This window comes from Actinomadura bangladeshensis, assembly GCF_004348335.1.
Lineage (GTDB): Bacteria > Actinomycetota > Actinomycetes > Streptosporangiales > Streptosporangiaceae > Spirillospora > Spirillospora bangladeshensis.
On the sequence record NZ_SMJW01000169.1, the window covers coordinates 1 to 18,043 of the forward strand.

Here is an 18,043-nt window from a genome sequence, read left to right on the forward strand (position 1 = left end):
GGCGGGGCCTCCGGCCCGCCGGGCAGCGGGATGGGCCGCCGGTTGCGGCCGCCGGGCACCTGGTCCTTGTACTTGTCGACGCCCTTCCCGGCGCCCTGCCGGTCGATCACGACGGCGTGCGGGCCGGACGGGTCGTTCGCCCACAGCAGCCCGTCGCGGACGAAGACGTCCAGCCTGGCCGGCCCTCCGGACACCCGGACCGGCCGGTCGAACCGGTTGTTCGCCGAGTCGTACACGATCAGCGCGCCGGCGGTCTCGTCCGGGATGTAGACCTTCCCGCCGAGCATCTGCGGCGGCCGGTAGCGGTGCTTCGGCATGGCCAGCCGCGTGCTGGAGTACCGGCCGGTGCCGGTGTCGACGGTGACCAGCGACCCGGCGCCGGGCACCAGCAGCGGGACGGTCGTGCCGTCGGTGGCGGCGGGGGCGAGCACGCCGCCGCGCCCCGCCCGCCGGACGCTCGTCGGCAGGCTCACGGTGAGCGTCGCGCCGGACGCCTTGACGACGGTGGCGGTCGCGGCGGTGGAGTTGGTGACGACCGGGTCCCCGGCGGCCATGGTGAGCGCGAGGGCGTCGCCGGGCTTGCCGACGCGGACGGGCGGCCGGAGGCTGCCGCCGGTGAACGCCGCGACCTCCCCGCTCCGCGCCACCGGCACCCAGAGCGCGCCGCGCGCGTCGATGGCGGCCTGCCCGAGGATCGGCGGCAGCGTCGCGGAGGCGCCGACCGGGGCCAGGCCGACCGGGTCGATCTCCTGCACGACGCCCTTGACCGAGTCGACCGTGTACGCCTTGCCCCCGCCGGCGAGGACCTGCAGCCCCTTGCCGAGCGGGCGGCTCGTCCCGACGTCCAGCTGGGAGGGGTCGAGGCGGCTCACGACGCCGGTGTCCAGGTCGACGATCAGCACGGTGGCGCCGTCCTGGACGATCTTGATGTTGTGGCCGCGCATCTGCGGGACCACGGCGGTCTTGCCGTCGACCTTGCCGGCCGGGCCGTTGACGTGGACGACGAGGCCCTTGGACCGCGCGGTCAGCCAGGCGCCGACGTCGGCGAGCCGGTACTTGGCGCTCGCGACGCCCACCCCATAGACGGCGGCGCCGATGACGAGCACGCCGACGAGCCCGACCGCGACCTGCCCTGTCAACCGGTCACGCCGGAACAAAGACCCCAGAAACGCCATACGCACGCACGTTCACCCGCCCCGTCTTCGCAGGGGACACCGTAGTGGCTCGCTCCGTGCGCCCGCCCGGGTTTTCCCGGATAGCTCAGTTTTCGCGTATTGCTTCGATATAGGTGGGGATGGTGATGTTGCGGCCCGAGACGACCACCACGAGGCGCCCGGTGATCTCCACCTGACCGGCGAGGACGGCGGCGAGGCCCGCGGCGCCGGCGCCCTCGGCGACGAGGCCGTGCTCGCCGAAGAGCCGGCGCAGCGCCGTCCGGATCTGGTCATCGGTCACCGAGGTCAGCTCGGCCGTGCCGCCGATGACCTCGGGGGTCACGCAGCCGGGTTCGAGGTTGCCGGGCAGGCCGTCGGCGAACGTCTCGCCGACCTCGACCCGGACGACCCGCCCGGCCGCCACCGAGGCGGACACGCCGCGCGACACCGACGACTCGACGCCGACGATCCGGACGTCCCCGCGCTCGCGCGCCCAGAGGCAGAGCCCGGCGAGCAGCCCGCCGCCGCCGACCGGCGCGACGACGGTGAGCGGGCCGCCGGCCTGCCGGTCGAGTTCGCGGCCGATGGTGCCCTGCCCGGCGATGACGGCCGGGTCGTTGTAGGGCGAGACGTAGTGGCCGGGCAGGGTCACCGCGTGCGCCTCGGCCTCGTCGTAGGTCAGCCCGTGCCGGACGAGCCGCACCGGGTACTCGCCGATCTTGTCGACCTTGACCTCGGACGCCCGCGTCGAGACGACCACGGTCACGTCCGCGCCGGACCGCGCGGCGGCGTAGCCCATGCCGAGGCCGTGGTTGCCCGCGCTCGCCGTCACGGCCGGGACGCCGTCCGGCAGCGCCGCGACGGCCGCGAGCGCGCCGCGCACCTTGAACGCGCCGGTCGGCTGGCACGTCTCCAGCTTCAGCAGCGCGCCGGCCGCCAGCGCCGACGGGACGAGCGGGGTGGGGTCGAGGACGGCGGACACGGCGCGCCAGGCGCGGTCCAGGTCGCCCGGGCCGGGGACGCGGACGGCCCGCGCCGTCACGGGCGCTCCCCGGCCGCCTCGCCGAGCCGCTCGTGCAGCCGGCCGCGGATCTCCTCGGGCGTGTAGGAGCGGCGGCGCCGCTCGGAGCGCACGATCACGGCGCCGGTCGCGGCGACGCCGACGAACCCGGCGACGCCGAGCGCCTTCCACAGGGTCGAGCTCTTCCACCATCCCATCCGGCTACGGTATCGATCATGCCGGGCACCAGCATCTCCCTCGATGACGCCGCCGAGCTGACCCGCACCGGGGACGTGTGGCTGTTCCGCGGCCGGACGGTCGCCGACCGCGCGATCCAGATGACGACGAACAGCCCCGTCAACCACGTCGGCATGGCGGTGGTCATCGACGACCTGCCGCCGCTGATGTGGCACGCCGAGCTGGGCCGCTCGCTGCGGGACATGTGGACGGGCGGGCACCACCGGGGCGCGCAGCTGCACGACCTGCGCGACGCCGTCCTCGCGTGGGGCAACCGGTACGGGCAGCGGGCGTGGCTGCGGCAGCTCGACCCGCCGGCGACCCGCGCGATGGAGGACGCGGCGCTGCGCGCGGTGGCGCGGCTGGACGGCACGCCGTTCCCGTCGACCTCGAAGCTGGCGACGCGCTGGCTGCGCGGCAGGGTGCCCGTCCGGCGCCCGGCCGAGCGGGACATGGATCTGGAGACGGCGTTCTGCGCGGAGGTCGTCGCGGTGACCTACCAGTCGATGGGGCTGCTGCCGAAGGGGCGGCGCCCGAACTGGTTCGACCCCGGCCGGTTCTGGAGCGGGGACGACCTGGAGCTGGAGACGGGCGCCGTGCTCGGCGGCGAGATCGCCGTCAGCGTGCCTCCCGCGTGACAGCGCGGTCCCGCAGCGACCTCGGGTGCAGGCGCCGGCGCAGGCGGCGGAGGCGTCCGGCCTTGGCGGTGACGAGCCGTCCCAGCTCGTCGGTGTGGTGCCAGGCCCGGTCGGCGGCGCCCTCGTCGGAGCGGGACGCGGCGAAGCGGCTGCGGTCGACCAGTTCGGCGAGCGGGTCCAGGTGGCCGCCGGCGGCCGCACCGACACTGGACGCGCCGAAGCGCGCGACCTCGTGCGCGGTCAGCGTCCGGGCCGTGGACAGGCCGGCGTCGGCGAGGTGGTCGAGCGCCTGGTGCCAGGCGCCGGTGATGCGGGCGGCGGGGGTGCCCGTCCGGCGCCGCCGCCTGCGCAGGGCGGGGGCGAGGAGGACGGCGAGCAGGTAGGCAAGGACGAGCGCGCCCGCCGCGACCGAGGCGAACACCCACCACGGTGTGGGCGGGTCCTCGGCGGGGGCCGCCTTCTGCGCCTGCCGCTGCGTCGCCTTGTCCGGCCCGGGGTCGTTCTCCCGGGACGCGGCGCTCTCCTGCGCCTGCTCCAGCTTCTGCCCGGTCTCCCCCGCCGCGACGCCCTCGTTGCCCTTGGAGGCGCGTGCGCTGTCGGGGAGCGGGTTGAACCGGATCCAGCCGAGGCGGTCGAACTTGATCTCGGGCCACACCGTGACGTCCCCGGACCGGACCTCGACGGCGCCGCCCGCCCGGCGTCCGCCCTCGAACCCCACGACGACGCGGGACGGGAGGCCGAGCGTCCGGGCGAGGAGGGCGTAGGCGGTGGCGAAGTGCTCGGGCGTGCCGCGCCTGGCCTGGCTGAGGAAGTAGTCGAGCTGCCGGTACCCGTGGCCCGGCGGCGCGGTCACGTCGTACCTGGCGTAGATCTTGAGGTAGCCGGCGAGCATCGCCGCCTTCTGCAGCGGCGTCCGCGCGCCCTTGGTCGCCGCCTGCGCGAAGCGGCGGAACTCGGCGATCTGGACGGGCGGCTGCCGCGCACCCGGCCCCCAGGGCAGCCGCCGCGCGGCGTCCGCCTCCGGGTCGGTGGCGACGGCCGCCCCGGTCAGGTCGGCGGCCGTCCACTCGGGCACGACGGCGCCGACCCGGTACGCCTGGCCCGGCCGGAGCGGCTCCGCGGCGGCGAGGGCGCCGCTGGCCGGGTCGACGACGACGGGAAGGCCGTCCACCCGGCGGGGGCGGTCGGGCGCCGGCACCCACACGCCGGAGAGGTCCCGGACGGTGATGCGCTGGGCGATCGCATGGCTCCTGCCCGGCCTCGGCCCCTCCGGCACGCGGCTCCCGGTGGGGACGAACCGGGCGGTGGACGACCAGGTCACCCCGTCGAACGCGTCGAGGACGGCGAGCCGCTCGACCGCGGCGTCCCCGGAGTCGACGGTGAACATGACCTGGCCGGGGTTGAGCAGCCAGCCGCCGACGCGGTCGAGGGGGCTGACCCCGTCGCGCCGCTGCGGCGGCGGGGCCTGCACCTGGTCGCGCGGGTCGTAGGGCGCGGCGCGGACCGGGACGAGCGGGCCGGCCGCGAAGGCCAGCGCCCCGAGGGCGGCGGCGGCCGGCAGCCCGGCGGCGAGCGGCCGCCAGGCGAGGCGGGCACCGGGGCCGTCCGCGCGGACGAGGACCAGCACGGCGATGAGGACGATGGTCGCGGCGGCGAGCGGCGTGTTCGATCCGGGGCCGTCCACCCCGAGCAGCAGCGCGACGGCCCACGCGCCGAGCGCCGGGACGGCCGGGGCCCCGCGCAGCGCGGTGCGGAGCGCGAGTTCGGCGGACGCGAACGCCGCGAGCCACACCACGACGCTGACCAGGACGAGCAACTCGGGTTCGGCGGGGGCGGGCAGCAGCGTGGTCAGGATCGCCTTCCACGAGCTGAGCACGCCCTCGCGGAGGGCCTGCGGCAGCGTCCCGTCACCGAGCGCCGGCCGCAGGACGGTGAGCGACACGGTCCCCGCCCAGGCGAGCAGGGTCAGCACGAGCGAGATCCACAGCGGCCACGGCCCCTTCCCGCGCGGGCCGGACAGCAGCCCGCACAGCAGCGTCGGCACGACCGCGGCGACGACGGCGACCGGGAAGACGGGCCCGAGCCCGAAGACGCGCTGGAACGCCAGGCCCGCGACGGCGGCCAGACAGGCGGTCACGGCGAGGGAGACGTAGCGGGTCACCGGGCGCTCCCCGCCCGCCGCCACGCCTCCGCCAGCCCGTCCAGGTCCGCCACGTCGATCAGGCGGACACCGGGCGGCGCCGACGCGGGCTCGGCCGCCCTGACCCGCAGCACCACGACCCGGTCGAACCGGGCGCGGACGGACGCGATGCGCCCCAGGTCGGCGTCGCCGGCCGCGATCACGACGAGGGAGCCGCCCGCGCGCACGCCGCGCACCGCGTCCACGGCCGACAGCGGCCCCTCCCGCGTCCGGGCGGCGGTGAGCGCGTCGAGCAGGATCTCCAGGTCGTCCGGCCCGCCCCGGGTGGCGGCCAGCGGGCCGCCGCCGGTGAGGATCCGGACGGGGAAGCCCGCCGACGCCGCCCCGGCGGCCACGGACGCCGCCGCGTCCACGGCCAGCTCGAAGTCGTCGGGCTCGGGCCAGGACTCCGCCCGCGCCTCCAGCACGACCGTCGTCGTCGGCAGGCTCGCGTCCACGAGCCGGCGGACCATCAGCGTCCCGGTCCGGGCCGACGACTTCCAGTGGATGTGGCGCATCTCGTCGCCGACGACGTACTCGCGGAGCGCGTGGAACGTCGCCGTCCCGGCCGGGGACCGGTCGCTCGTCGGCCCCTCCAGGTGGTGGGCGCGGCCGGACGGCAGCACCGGCAGCGGCACCGTCCGCGGCCGGACCAGCAGCACGCGCGGCTCGCCGTACTCGCGGACCCGGCGGGCCAGCCGCAGCGGGTCGGCCCGCACCAGCCGCAGCGGCCCCACCGGGATCTCGCCCCGGCGGGAGGTCGGCAGCGTGTACGTCACCGTGCGCCTGCCGCCCGCGCGCAGGCGGGGGATGTCGACCGCCACATCGGCCGGTCCCGCCGCGTCCCGCGCGCTGAGGCCGCGCACCGCGCGCCCCTTGGCGGCCACGTGCAGGACGCCCACGGCCGGTTCGCCGCGCGCCACCTTCGCGGGCGCGATCTCGCGGCCGACCTCCAGGTCCGGCTTCGGCAGCGTCCACAGCAGCGCGCCCGCCACCGCCGCGAGCCCGGCGACCGCGAGCATCGCGGGCTCGGGGTAGCCGAGCCACCAGCCCGCCGCGTACAGCGGGACCGAGACGGCCGCCGTCCCCCATCCGAGCGGCGTCAGCACGCTAGACCCCGGCGGCCTGCGGCGTGGGCACGCTCTGCAGCACCTCGCCGACCACCTCGGCGCCGGTCCGGCCGCGCAGCTCGGCCTCCGGTGCCACGATCAGCCGGTGCGCGAGCACCGGGACGGCGAGCGCCTTCACGTCCTCGGGGACGAGGTAGCCGCGCCCGGCCGCCGCCGCCCGCACCCGCGCCGCCCGCAGCAGCGCGATCCCGGCCCGGGGGCTCGCGCCGAGCCGCAGGTCGGGATGCTCGCGGGTGGCCGCGACGACCCGCACCAGGTAGTCGTGCAGCGGCGCCGCGACGTGCAGCCGCTGCGCGAAGTCGATCGCGCGGGCGAGGTCCTCGCCGCCGAGCACCGGCGGCAGCCGGTCCAGCGTCGCGCCGGTGGGCGCGCCCGCGAGCAGCGCCACCTCGGCCCGGTGGTCGGGGTAGCCCATCGAGATCCGCATGAGGAACCGGTCGAGCTGCGCCTCCGGCAGCGGATAGGTCCCGTCCATGTCCACCGGGTTCTGGGTGGCGATGACCATGAACGGGCGCGGCACCGGATGCGGGGCGCCCTCCACGGTCACCCGGCGCTCCTCCATGACCTCCAGCAGCGCCGACTGCGTCTTCGGCGAGCCGCGGTTGATCTCGTCGGCGACCGCGATATTGGCGAAGATCGGGCCGGGGTGGAACTCGAACGCGTTCGCGCCCTGGTTGAAGATCGAGACGCCGGTGATGTCGCTCGGCAGCAGGTCGGGGGTGAACTGGATGCGCGCCCACTTCGCCTCGACCGAGGCCGCCATCGCCCGCGCGAGCGTGGTCTTGCCCACTCCGGGGACGTCCTCGACCAGCAGGTGCCCCTCGGCGAGCAGGCAGATCAGCGCCAGCTCGACCCGGTCCCGCTTGCCGCGCACGACCCGCTCCACGCTCCCGGCCAGCGCCGCGAACAGCTGTGCGAACCGCCCCGCCAGCGCGTCCGCGTCCATCCCCGCGTTCTCCGTCATCCGCCCCCGGACCCCCGTCCTGCCGACGCTCCGTCGGTGCGAACGGCACCTTAACGGCAATACGCGGCAAAGGCGGCAAGATCCCGGAACATCACCTCGATCCGCGACGAACCGAACGCGGGCGTCGTCCGCGACGTCCTACTGTTGGGCATCGCGACGACGGACTCCGAGGTGGACGTGGAAGACATCAGCATCGCCGACATGTGGAACCGGCTGACGGGCTCGCAGCCGGACCCGCCGCTGTGGCTGGTCGGCCTCGTCGGCCTCGTGGCGCTCGGCGCGGTGCTGCACGGCCCCACCTGGCGCGTCGCCCGCAACACCGTCACGATCGCGCACGAGGGCGGGCACGCGCTCATCGCGCTGCTCACCGGCCGCAAGCTGGACGGCATCAAGCTGCACTCCGACACCTCGGGGGTCACGGTGTCGCGCGGCAAGCCGCACGGCCCCGGCATGATCTTCACCGCGCTGGCGGGCTACATCACGCCGCCGCTGCTCGGCCTGTTCTTCGCGCTGCTCCTGGCCGGGGGGCGCATCACGCTCATGCTGTGGTTCTCGCTCGCGCTGCTGGCCGCGATGCTCGTGATGATCCGCAACGCCTACGGCGCGCTGTCGGTCATCGCCACCGGCGCGGTCATCTTCGCGGTGTCCTGGCTGGGCAGCGCCACCGTCCAGGCCGGGTTCGCCTACCTGGCCGCCTGGTTCCTGCTGCTCGCCGCGACCCGGCCGGTGATCGAGCTGCAGCGGATGCGCGCCCGGCACATGGCGCCGAGCTCGGACGCCGACCAGCTCGCCCACCTCACCGGCGTCCCCGGCCTCGCCTGGGTGGGGCTGTTCGCCGCGACCGCCCTGCTCGCCCTCCTCGCCGGCGGCGCGCTCCTCGTCCCCGACGTCGACGTCCCCGACCTCCCGGCCCTCCCCGGGCTCTGACCTCGCTTTTGCCCCGGCGGGCCGTCGTTCGTAGGGTGAGCGCGAACCGTTCCGGAGCGGAAGAGGACCCTGACGATGGCTCGTGGTGGCGTGCGCGCCGCGTGTTCGACGCGCGCCTGGGTCGTCACGCTGCTGCTGCTCGTGCTCGCCGCGGCCCTGTGCACCAAGGCGCTCGGCTCGGCGGCGATGTCCGCGGCGCCGCCGAGCGGGTCGCAGGAGACCGCTGCCGCCGCGCACGCCGAAGCCGCCGCCCCGGAACCCGGTTCGGTGGTCGGTGCCGAGGACGGGACGCGGTGCGCGAACAAGCCGCCGTCCACCGAGACGCAGACCGCGCCGCAGCCCGCCGACACCGGGGCGGCGCACGCCATCGCGGAACCGGACGCGCCGCGCCGAGCCCCTGTCCAGCGGGCCGTGGACGTGCGCGCGGGTCCCGCTCCGCCCGCTCCCGGACACCTCCTCCTCTCCATCCTGCGGATCTAGACCGCTCCCGCCGCGGCGCATCGGCATTCCCGCCGTAGCGCCGGACACCGACGTCCTCCTCCGGGCCCGGCCTCGCCGCCCGCCCGGCCCTTCGTCTTTCGTTGTCGGGAGCATCACCATGTCCGAAAGCACCTCACCCCGCAGGAACCGGCTCGTCATCGCGGTCGCGGGGACCGTCCTCGCCGGCTCCCTCGGCCTCGGCGCCTTCTCGCCGGCCTCCGGCGGAGACGACCGGCCGGCCGCCGGGACGCCGGCCGCGTCGTCCAGCGCATCGTCCAGCGCATCGCCCTCACCGTCCGAGGACGCGGTCACAATGCCGGACCAGGCGCGCCGCGAAAGCGGCGCGTTCGCCACCGAGCGGCTCGTCGCGATGGCCCGGGAGGCGGGCGTGCCCGACCTCGCCCGGTTCCGCGCGGAGATCGACGGCGCGGCGGCGCGCACGGCCGTCCGGCGCGACTCCGACGAGGGCTACGAACTCGGCGTCCCGAGCACGCCCGCGTTCCTCGTCAACGGGCAGCCGGTGCTGGGCGCGCAGCCGTACGGCGCGTTCGAGGCCGCCATCGAGCGGGCCGCCGCGATCGCGGAGAAGGAGGGGCGGTGACCGACGTCGGCCTCGCCGCCGCCTTCCTCGGCGGGCTCCTCGCGCTGCTCAGCCCCTGCAGCGCGCTCCTGCTGCCCGCGTTCTTCGCCTACGCGTTCGCGAGCAAGGCGCAGCTCCTCGGCCGGACGCTCGTCTTCTACCTGGGGCTGTGCACGACGCTGGTGCCGCTCGGCGCGGCCGGGTCGATCGTGGGACGGGTGTTCTACGGCCACCGCGACCTGGTGGTGGCGGTCGGAGGGTGGACGGTCGTCGTCCTCGGCGTCGCGCAGATCCTCGGCCTGGGGTTCGCGTCGCGGCGCGTCCAGGACGCGGCGGCGCGGATCAGGCCCGGGTCGTCCTGGACGGTCTACCTGCTCGGGACGGTGTACGGGCTGGCGGGGTTCTGCGCCGGGCCGGTGCTCGGCAGCGTCCTGACGATCTCCGCGGTCGGCGGCCACCCCTGGTACGGGGCCGCACTGCTGGCGGTCTACGCGTTCGGCATGGCGTTCCCGATATTCCTGCTCGCCCTGTCCTGGGACCGCCTCCGCCTCGGCGGGCGGCGCCGGCTGCGCGGGCGGGCGTTCCGGGTGGGGCGCCTCGACCTGCATACGAACTCGCTGGTGTCGGGGTTGTTCTTCGTCCTGCTCGGGGCGCTGTTCCTGGCGTTCGACGGGACGTCGGCGCTGCCGTCCGTCCTGGACGTCGACACCGAGTTCCGGGCGCAGCAGTGGATGGGCGAGGCCGCCGCCGGCGTCTCGAACGCGGCCGTGCTGCTGTTCCTGGCGGCGGCCGTCGCCGCAGGTGTGCTGGTCGCGCAACTCCGCCGCCCGTCCGGCCGGGATCGGGAGGACGCGCAGGATCATCACGAGGAGAATGTCGGAGGGGGCGGATAGTTTCGACAGTGTGATCGAGCGATGGGGGCGGGAGCAGGTGCTGGGCCTCGCGCCGGACGCCTCGTCCGCGAAGGCCGCCGGCGGGGTCGCCAAGTCCGGCACGTGGGGCGGCACCGGGTGCGACGACGAGGCCGTCTGGGGCGAGTGCCAGGGCAGCGGCACGTCCGTGTACCGGACGGCCGTCGACCTGACGGAGCCCGCGTTCCGGTGCACCTGCCCCAGCCGCAAGTTCCCCTGCAAGCACGCGCTCGGGCTGCTGCTGCTCTGGGCCGACTCGGCGGTCGACGGCGGGCCCCGCCCGGGGTGGGTCGCCGAGTGGATCGAGGAGCGGCGCGAGCGGGCCGATCGGGCGGCGGAGCGGCGGGCCTCGTCGGCGGCGTCGTCGGCGGGCTCGTCGGCGGGCAGGGCGCGCGATCCGAAGACCGCGGAGCGGCGGGAGCGGCGGGTCGACGACGGGCTCGCCGAGCTCGACCAGTGGCTCCGCGACCAGGTCGCGCACGGCCTCGCGCAGGCGGAGAAGGCGCCCTACCGGCTGTGGGACGACGCGGCGCGGCGGCTCGTCGACGCGCAGGCGGGCGCGCTCGCGGGGCAGGTCAGGGCGCTCGCCGCGATCCCGCGGCGGCCGGGATGGCCGGGCCGGCTGCTGGAGGAGTACGCGCTGCTGCGGCTGCTCGTCCGCGCCCATCAGCGGCGGGACGAGCTGCCCGAGGGGCTGCGCGGCACCGTCCGGTCGCGGGTCGGGTTCACCGTCCCGCAGGAGGAGGTCCTGTCGGGCGGGGAGCGCGTCCGCGACCTGTGGTCGGTGATCGGGTCGCGCGACACCGCGCAGGATCTGCTGACCACGCGGCGGGTATGGCTGCGGGGGCGGCGGACGGGCCGCCCGGCGCTGGTGCTGTCCTTCGCGGCGCCCGGCACATCGCTGGACGCGTCGCTGGTCGTGGGGACGGAGGTCGATGCGGAACTCGCGTTCTATCCGGGGTCTCAGCCGTTGCGGGCCCTGGTCGCCCAGCGGTACGGGCCCGCCGCGCCGGGGGCTCCGGAGGGGACGTCCGTGCGAGGGTTCCTGGACGAGCACGCGGCGGCACTGGCACGCGATCCCTGGCTCGACCGCTGGCCGGTGGTCCTGGCCGGCGTCCGCCTGGCGCGGGCGGAGGGAGGCGACCTGTCGGTGATCGACGAGGCCGGCGACGCGCTGCCGCTGCGGACGGCGGATCCGTGGCGGCTGCTCGCGCTGTCGGGCGGCGGGGCGGTCACGCTGGCCGGGGAGTGGAGCCCGCGCGGCCTGCACCCGCTGGCGGCCTGGCACGACGTCGAAGGGGCGGTGGTCCTGTGAGCGCGTGGAGCGAGCATGTCACGGCGGCGCTGCTCGGCACCGAGCGGCGGGATCCGCCCGCCCTGCCCGAGGCCCCGGCGGAGGCCGGCGACCGGGCGGGCCGGCTGCTCGACCAGGCCGCGCTGCTGGCCGTCCGGCGGCGGGCCGGGCGGGTGCCGCCGAGGGCGGCGCCCGAGCCGGTGGCGCTCGCCCCGGTCGAGGACGCCCCGGTCGTGCCGCGGGCGGCGGCGGCGCGGCTGCGGCGGATCCTGGCCGGTGAGCAGATCAGGGTGCTGCCCGAATGGCTGGACGCGGCGGCCGACCGGGGCTTCCGGGTGCCCGCGCAGGCGCTGCCCGACCTGCTGGAGCGAGGCCGAGGCGACCGCGCGCTGCGGCCGTCGATCGCTCGGGCGTCCGGGCGGCGCGGGGTATGGCTGGCCTTGCAGAACACCGACTGGGCGTACCTGGTCGGCGCCGGCGACGATCCGGGCGGCGGCCCCGAGGTGTGGGAGACGGGGACGCGCAACCGGCGGGTGGCCTACCTGACCATGCTGCGCAACACCGAGCCCGAGCGCGCGCGGGAGCTGCTCCGCGAGACGTGGGCGAAGGAGCCCGCGCCCGACCGCGCGGCCTTCCTCGCCACGTTCGAGCACGGGCTGTCGCTGGGCGACGAGGAGTTCCTCGAGGCGGCCCTCGAGGACCGGGGCAAGGACGTCCGGCAGATCGCGTCCGACCTGCTCGCCCGGCTTCCCGGCTCGGCCTACGGGGCGCGGATGGCGGCGCGGGCCCGCGGCTGCCTGGCACCGGTGGTCCGGACGGTGCGGGGGCGGCGGCGGACCTGGATCCAGGTGGAGCCGCCGCACGCCCACGACGAGGACATGGCCCGCGACGGCGTCCCGTTCCATCCGAGCGGGTCGTTCGCGCCGCGCGGCGCGGGCGGGCCGGTGGGCACGCGGGCTGCGTGGCTGCGCGAGATCCTCGCCCGCACTCCGCTGTCCACGTGGACGGAGCTGTTCGCGCTGCCGCCCATGGAGATCGTGTGCCTGCCCATCGGCGCGGCCGCCGGAGAGCCGTCCCGCCAGGGCGAGGCGGTCTCCGAGTCCGACGGGCGCGACGTCCACATCGGGTGGGCGAAGGCCGCGCACGCCCAGCACGACGGCGCATGGGCGCGGGCCCTGCTCAAGGGCGGGGTCATGGTGGACGAGCCGGACGCGCTCGCCGGCCTGCTGTCCGTCCTGCCCGCGGGCGAGCGCGACGCCGCGGCGGCCGACCTGATCCGCTGGGTGCAGGGGCGCGCCGACCTGCTGCGCGTCCTCGAACGGGTCCCCGGGCCGTGGACGGGGCCGCTCGCGGCGACGGTCGTGGCGACGCTCACCGCGTCCGCCGAACGGCCCGCGCAGCGCGACGACCACCTGGTCACGCAGCTGTGCCGGCTCGCCGACCAGCGGCTCGACCCGGCGGCCGCGGCCCGCCTCGACCCGCTGGCCGCGCGCGGCGACGCCGCCCCGCGCGCCGTCACCGACCTGATCGCCACCCTGCACTTCCGCGACGAGATGCTGAAGGAGCTGACCCCTTGACCGAGAACGCGGTACTGCGTCCGCACGCCGAGCAGGAGTACACGGGCGAGCTGGCGCGGCTGGCCGAGCACGACGGCCGGCCCCGGCCGCCCGGCTGGCGGCTGTCGCCGTGGGCCGTCACCACGTACCTGCTCGGCGGCGGCCTCCCGGACGGGACGGCGATCACCCCGAAGTACGTGGGGCCGCGGCGGCTGATGGAGGTCGCGGTCGCGACCCTCGCCACCGACCGGGCGCTGCTGCTGCTCGGCGTCCCCGGGACGGCGAAGACGTGGGTGTCGGAGCACCTCGCCGCCGCCGTCAGCGGCGACTCGACGCTCCTCGTCCAGGGGACGGCCGGCACGGCGGAGGAGGCCATCCGCTACGGGTGGAACTACGCGCGGCTGCTCGCCGAGGGGCCGTCGGAGCGGGCGCTGGTGGAGAGCCCGCTGATGCGGGCGATGCGGCGCGGCCAGGTCGCCCGCATCGAGGAGCTGACCCGGATGCCCTCCGACGTCCAGGACACCCTCATCACCGTCCTGTCGGAGAAGACGCTGCCCGTCCCGGAGCTGAACACCGAGGTGCAGGCGCGCAAGGGCTTCACGGTGATCGCGACGGCGAACGACCGCGACCGGGGCGTGAACGAGCTGTCCAGCGCGCTGCGCCGCCGGTTCAACACGGTCGTGCTGCCGCTGCCGGAGACCGTCGAGGACGAGGTCGGCATCGTCGCCCGCCGCGTCGACCAGATCGGCGCCGGGCTGGAGCTGCCGGAGTCCCCGGCGGGGCTGGAGGAGATCCGCCGCGTCGTCACCGTGTTCCGCGAGCTGCGCTCCGGCGCCACCGCCGACGGGCGCACCAAGCTGAAGTCGCCGAGCGGGACGCTCAGCACCGCCGAGGCGATCTCCGTGGTCACCAGCGGGCTGGCGCTCGCCGCGCACTTCGGCGACGGGGTGCTGCGCGCCGCCGACGTCGCGGGCGGCATCGTCGGCGCCGTCGTGCAGGACCCGGTGTCCGACCGGGTCGTGTGGCAGGAGTACCTGGAGGCCGTCGTCCGCGACCGCCCGGAATGGCGGGACTTCTACCGCGCCTGCCGGGAGGTGTCTTGAGCCGCGTCGAGGTCTACGGGATCCGCCACCACGGGCCCGGCTCGGCGCGGGCGCTGCGCGGCGCCCTGGAGGAGTTCAAGCCGGACGCGGTGCTGATCGAGGGCCCGCCCGAGGCCGACCCGATCGTGGAGCTCGCGGGCGACGCGGGGATGGTGCCGCCGGTCGCGCTGCTCGCTTACTCCCCCACCCCGGACGCCGCCTCCGGGGAGGGCGGACGCAAGGCCGCGTTCTGGCCGTTCGCCGAGTTCAGCCCGGAATGGCAGGCGATCCGGTACGGGCTGGACGCCGGGGTGCCGGTCCGGTTCTGCGACCTGCCGGCGGCGAACCAGCTCGTCCCGGCCGCGGACGACGAGCCCTCCGACGAGGAAGCGCCCGACGGGGAAGCGCCGGGCGGGGAGGCCCCGGGCGGAGAGGGACCGGCCGCGGAGGGGATCCGGCTCGACCCGCTCGGGTGGCTGGCGAAGGCCGCCGGCTACGACGACGCCGAACGCTGGTGGGACGACGTGGTCGAGCACCGCGGCGGCGGGCCGTCCCCGTTCCCGGCGATCGCGGAGGCGATGACCGAGCTGCGCGCGCGGCCGGCCGAGGGCGCGCCCGCCGGCCACCGGCTGCGGGAGGAGCAGCGCGAGGCCCACATGCGGCGGACGCTGCGCCGCACCCTCAAGGAGGGCCACGACCGGGTCGCGGTCGTGTGCGGCGCGTGGCACGTGCCCGCCCTGCAGGCCAGGGTCCCGGCGACCCACGACGACCGGACGCTGCGCGGCCTGCCGAAGACCAAGGTCGCCATGACATGGGTCCCGTGGACGCACGGCCGGCTCGCCGGGCACTCCGGCTACGGCGCGGGCGTCCGCTCCCCCGGCTGGTACCACCACCTGTTCACGGCCCGGGACCGCCCGATCGAGCGGTGGCTGACCGCCGCCGCCCGCGTCCTGCGCGAGGAGGACCTGCACGTCTCGTCCGCGCACGTGATCGAGGCCGTCCGGCTCGCCGAGGCCCTCGCCGCGCTGCGCGGCCGCCCCCTCGCCGGGCTGGCGGAGGTGACCGAGGCGACCCGGGCCGTCCTGTGCGAGGGCGCCGACCTGCCGGTCGAGCTGATCCAGCGGCGCATGGTCGTCGGGGAGCGGCTCGGCGCCGTCCCCGACCGCACCCCGATGGTGCCGCTGCAGCGCGACCTGCAGGCCGAGCAGCGGCGGCTGCGGCTCAAGCCGTCCGCGCTCGGCAAGGAGCACGACCTCGACCTGCGCAAGCCCACCGACCTGGAGCGCAGCCGCCTGCTGCACCGCCTCCGCCTGCTGGACGTCGACTGGGGCGTGCCCGCCGGCACCGGCCGCTCCAAGGGCACCTTCCGCGAGACGTGGACGCTGGTGTGGCGGCCCGAGTTCGACGTCGAGCTGATCGAGGCCGGCGCGTGGGGCACCACCGTCCGCGGCGCGGCCGCCGCCCGCGCCGAGGCGCTGGCCGAGCAGGCCACCGCGCTCGCCGACCTGACGTCGGTGGCCGAGCGCTGCCTGCTCGCCGACCTCGGCGAGGCGCTCCCCACCGTCATGCGCGCCCTCGCCGACCGCGCCGCCGTCGACACCGACGTCGCGCACCTGATGGCGGCGATGCCGGCCCTCGTCCGCGCGCTGCGCTACGGCGACGTCCGCGGCACCTCCACCGGCCCGCTCCGCGCGGTCGTCGACGGCCTGGTCGTCCGCGTCTGCGTCGGCCTCCCGCCCGCCGTCACGGGCCTGGACGACGACGCCGCCCGCGAGTTCCTCGCCCACGTCGACGCCGTGCACGGGGCGCTGTCCCTGCTCGCCGACGACGGCCACCTCGAACGCTGGCGCCGCACGCTGGAGGGCCTGCTCGCCCGCCCGGACGCCCTGCACGGCCTCATCGAGGGCCGCCTGACCCGCCTCCTGCTCGACGCGGGCCGGCTCGACGACGTCCCCGACCGGATGGCGCGGGCCGTGTCCGCCGGCGCCGCCCCCGACCGCGCCGCCGCCTGGGTCGAGGGCTTCCTGTCCGGCGGGGCGCTGCTCCTCCTGCACGACGCGGCCCTCCTCCGCCTCGTCGACGCCTGGATCGCGGGCCTGCCCGCCGACTCCTTCACCGACGTCCTGCCCCTGCTGCGCCGCACCTTCGGCGCCTACCCGTCCGCCGAGCGCCGCGCCATCGGCGAGCAGCTCCGCCGCCGCCCCGGTTCTCCCGAAGCCGCACCAGACCACCCCGAAGAAGACATGGACGAAACCCGAGCGGCCCCCGCCGCCGCCACGACACTCGAGATCCTCGGCTGGCCGCCCCGATGACCACACGTCCCACACCACCTGCACGAACCACCGCCGGGAGCACGACCGGCCAAGACGGGACGAACGAGCGAGCGCGGCTCCGGACGCGCACGGAAGGAGTCACGGCGTGAGCGGTGACAGCGTGGACGATCGGCTGCGGCGGTGGCGGCTGGTGCTCGGCGGTGAGCGGGCCGACGGGACCGGGGTGTCGCTCACCGGGGACGACGTCCGGATGGACGGGGCGCTGGAGAAGCTGTACGGCGGCGGGTCCGACGAGGGGCGGTCGCGGCCGGGGCGGCGCAGCGCCGGGCTCGGCGACTCGGCGCCCTCGGTGGCGCGGTGGCTCGGCGACATCCGCGAGTACTTCCCGTCCAGCGTCGTGCAGGTGATGCAGAAGGACGCGATCGAGCGGCTCGACCTCACCCGGCTGCTGCTGGAGCCGGAGATGCTGGACGCCGTCGAACCCGACGTGCATCTGGTCGGGACGCTCCTGTCGCTGAACCGCGTGATGCCCGACCGGGCGCGGGAGTCGGCCCGCGCGGTGGTGCGCACGGTCGTCCGCGACCTGGAGCGCCGGCTGGCGCAGAAGACGCGGTCGGCGGTCGGCGGCGCGCTCGACCGGTCGGCGCGGGTGCTGCGCCCGAGGCGGCTCGCCGACGTCGACTGGGAGCGGACGATCCGCGCCAACCTGCGGCACTACCTGCCCGAGCAGGGCACCCTCGTCCCCGAGAGGCTGATCGGGTACGGACGGCGGCGGCAGGCCGTCAAGCGGGACGTGGTCCTCGCCATCGACCAGAGCGGCTCGATGGCGGCGTCGGTGGTGTACGCCAGCGTGTTCGGGGCGGTGCTCGCCTCGATGCGGTCGCTGCGGACGTCCCTGGTCGTGTTCGACACCAACGTGGTCGACCTCACCGACCAGCTGCACGACCCGGTGGAGGTGCTGTTCGGCACCCGGCTCGGCGGCGGCACCGACATCAACCGGGCCATCGCGTACTGCCAGGGCCTCGTCACGCGCCCGAACGACACGATCATGGTGCTGATCAGCGACCTGTACGAGGGCGGCATCCGCGACGAGATGCTGCGTCGGGTCGCGGCGCTGACCGCCGCGGGCGTCCAGGTGGTGGTGCTGCTCGCCCTGTCGGACGAGGGCGCGCCCGCCTACGACCACGACAACGCGGCGGCACTGGCCGCGATGGGCGTCCCGGCGTTCGCCTGCACCCCGGACGCGTTCCCGGAGCTGATGGCCGCCGCGATCGAGCGCCGCGACCTCAAGGAGTGGTCCGAGCGGAACGCCTCATGACCGCGACAGCCCCCGCGCCAGCAGCACGACCACCACGGCGGTCAGGACGGCGTGCCCGGCCAGCGCGGACGCCTGCACCTGCACCAGCGCCCCCCAGGCGCCCCACATCGCCACCCGCACGACACGCGCCGCCAGCACCGTCCAGGCCGCGCCCCGCGACCCCCGCCACGCGAGGATCACCGCCACCAGCGTGACCACGGCGACCACCGCGAACGAGGACGCCACCACCGGCAGCAGCCCGCCCCGATGCCCCTCCGACAGCCCCGGCCGGGCGATCAGGATCGCCAGAGCGGCGACGTCCAGAGCAGCGAGCACCCCGG

Annotated in this window: 17 protein-coding genes; 10 read left to right on the forward strand and 7 right to left on the reverse strand. The window is 76.3% G+C overall.

Going from position 1 to position 18,043, the window contains the following annotated elements; translation table 11 throughout:
* The 3 genes from E1284_RS27410 to E1284_RS42615 form a co-directional block, all read right to left on the reverse strand.
* On the reverse strand, positions 1-1,139 hold a 1,139-nt coding region (locus tag E1284_RS27410), incomplete at its 3' end, for an NHL repeat-containing protein (protein WP_207923977.1).
* Between the two features lie 121 nt (positions 1,140-1,260).
* The gene (locus E1284_RS27415) at positions 1,261-2,196 is read right to left on the reverse strand and encodes a threonine ammonia-lyase (RefSeq protein ID WP_207923978.1); all 936 of its coding nucleotides are present in this window, start codon (positions 2,194-2,196) and stop codon (positions 1,261-1,263) included.
* On the reverse strand, positions 2,193-2,372 hold the full coding sequence (locus tag E1284_RS42615; protein WP_207923979.1) for a hypothetical protein: 180 nt from the start codon (positions 2,370-2,372) through the stop codon (positions 2,193-2,195). Before E1284_RS42615 ends, E1284_RS27415 begins: the two co-directional genes overlap by 4 nt.
* An 18-nt stretch (positions 2,373-2,390) precedes the next feature.
* On the opposite strand from E1284_RS42615, the gene E1284_RS27420 reads away from it, so the two are divergent.
* On the forward strand, positions 2,391-3,029 hold the full coding sequence (locus E1284_RS27420; protein WP_131943031.1) for a hypothetical protein: 639 nt from the start codon (positions 2,391-2,393) through the stop codon (positions 3,027-3,029).
* On the opposite strand, the gene E1284_RS27425 is transcribed toward E1284_RS27420, so the two are convergent.
* The 3 genes from E1284_RS27425 to E1284_RS27435 are packed head-to-tail and all read right to left on the reverse strand — an operon-like array spanning position 3,010 to position 7,302.
* Positions 3,010-5,190, reverse strand: a complete 2,181-nt coding sequence (locus tag E1284_RS27425) for a transglutaminase TgpA family protein (protein ID WP_131943032.1) — start codon at positions 5,188-5,190, stop codon at positions 3,010-3,012. The two genes, E1284_RS27420 and E1284_RS27425, sit on opposite strands and share 20 nt — an antisense overlap.
* Positions 5,187-6,317: a DUF58 domain-containing protein gene (locus E1284_RS27430; protein WP_131943033.1), complete on the reverse strand. Its 1,131-nt coding sequence runs from the start codon at positions 6,315-6,317 to the stop codon at positions 5,187-5,189. The genes E1284_RS27425 and E1284_RS27430 overlap by 4 nt, the downstream gene beginning before the upstream one ends.
* A gap of 1 nt (position 6,318) precedes the next feature.
* Positions 6,319-7,302, reverse strand: a complete 984-nt coding sequence (locus tag E1284_RS27435; RefSeq protein WP_243714775.1) for an AAA family ATPase — start codon at positions 7,300-7,302, stop codon at positions 6,319-6,321.
* 201 nt (positions 7,303-7,503) lie between these two features.
* Between E1284_RS27435 and E1284_RS27440 the strand changes: the two genes are divergently transcribed.
* The 9 genes from E1284_RS27440 to E1284_RS27480 all read left to right on the forward strand — a co-directional run bounded on the left by E1284_RS27440 (position 7,504) and on the right by E1284_RS27480 (position 17,723).
* On the forward strand, positions 7,504-8,229 hold the full coding sequence (locus E1284_RS27440) for a M50 family metallopeptidase (protein WP_131943042.1): 726 nt from the start codon (positions 7,504-7,506) through the stop codon (positions 8,227-8,229).
* A gap of 75 nt (positions 8,230-8,304) precedes the next feature.
* Positions 8,305-8,709, forward strand: coding sequence for a hypothetical protein (locus E1284_RS27445; RefSeq protein ID WP_131943034.1), 405 nt, complete (start codon positions 8,305-8,307; stop codon positions 8,707-8,709).
* A gap of 118 nt (positions 8,710-8,827) precedes the next feature.
* A complete protein-coding gene (locus E1284_RS42620) occupies positions 8,828-9,310 on the forward strand; it encodes a DsbA family protein (RefSeq protein ID WP_207923980.1) in 483 nt (160 codons plus the stop codon).
* Positions 9,307-10,182 (forward strand): cytochrome c biogenesis CcdA family protein, encoded by an 876-nt coding sequence (locus E1284_RS27455; protein ID WP_131943035.1) that lies wholly within the window; start codon positions 9,307-9,309, stop codon positions 10,180-10,182. The genes E1284_RS42620 and E1284_RS27455 overlap by 4 nt, the downstream gene beginning before the upstream one ends.
* 10 nt (positions 10,183-10,192) lie before the next feature.
* Positions 10,193-11,515, forward strand: coding sequence for an SWIM zinc finger family protein (locus tag E1284_RS27460; RefSeq protein WP_243714776.1), 1,323 nt, complete (start codon positions 10,193-10,195; stop codon positions 11,513-11,515).
* Complete coding sequence (locus tag E1284_RS27465; RefSeq protein ID WP_131943037.1) at positions 11,512-13,071, forward strand: DUF5691 domain-containing protein; 1,560 nt, start codon at positions 11,512-11,514, stop codon at positions 13,069-13,071. The genes E1284_RS27460 and E1284_RS27465 overlap by 4 nt, the downstream gene beginning before the upstream one ends.
* Positions 13,068-14,153: an ATP-binding protein gene (locus E1284_RS27470; protein WP_131943038.1), complete on the forward strand. Its 1,086-nt coding sequence runs from the start codon at positions 13,068-13,070 to the stop codon at positions 14,151-14,153. Before E1284_RS27465 ends, E1284_RS27470 begins: the two co-directional genes overlap by 4 nt.
* Positions 14,114-16,444: a DUF5682 family protein gene (locus E1284_RS27475; RefSeq protein ID WP_131943039.1), complete on the forward strand. Its 2,331-nt coding sequence runs from the start codon at positions 14,114-14,116 to the stop codon at positions 16,442-16,444. Before E1284_RS27470 ends, E1284_RS27475 begins: the two co-directional genes overlap by 40 nt.
* A gap of 106 nt (positions 16,445-16,550) precedes the next feature.
* On the forward strand, positions 16,551-17,723 hold the full coding sequence (locus tag E1284_RS27480; protein WP_131943040.1) for a VWA domain-containing protein: 1,173 nt from the start codon (positions 16,551-16,553) through the stop codon (positions 17,721-17,723).
* Here the strand turns inward: E1284_RS27480 and E1284_RS41810 are convergent.
* Positions 17,718-18,043: hypothetical protein (locus tag E1284_RS41810; protein WP_207923981.1), on the reverse strand; the 326-nt coding region annotated here is incomplete at its 5' end. The genes E1284_RS27480 and E1284_RS41810 overlap by 6 nt on opposite strands.

Coding starts and splice junctions, on each gene's coding strand:
- E1284_RS42615 (WP_207923979.1), bottom strand. CDS start 2,372: ATGGGATGGTGGAAGAGCTCGACCCTGTGGAAGGCGCTCGGCGTCGCC.
- E1284_RS27420 (WP_131943031.1), top strand. CDS start 2,391: ATGCCGGGCACCAGCATCTCCCTCGATGACGCCGCCGAGCTGACCCGC.
- E1284_RS27435 (WP_243714775.1), bottom strand. CDS start 7,302: ATGACGGAGAACGCGGGGATGGACGCGGACGCGCTGGCGGGGCGGTTC.
- E1284_RS27440 (WP_131943042.1), top strand. CDS start 7,504: ATGTGGAACCGGCTGACGGGCTCGCAGCCGGACCCGCCGCTGTGGCTG.
- E1284_RS27445 (WP_131943034.1), top strand. CDS start 8,305: ATGGCTCGTGGTGGCGTGCGCGCCGCGTGTTCGACGCGCGCCTGGGTC.
- E1284_RS42620 (WP_207923980.1), top strand. CDS start 8,828: ATGTCCGAAAGCACCTCACCCCGCAGGAACCGGCTCGTCATCGCGGTC.
- E1284_RS27475 (WP_131943039.1), top strand. CDS start 14,114: ATGGCGGGACTTCTACCGCGCCTGCCGGGAGGTGTCTTGAGCCGCGTC.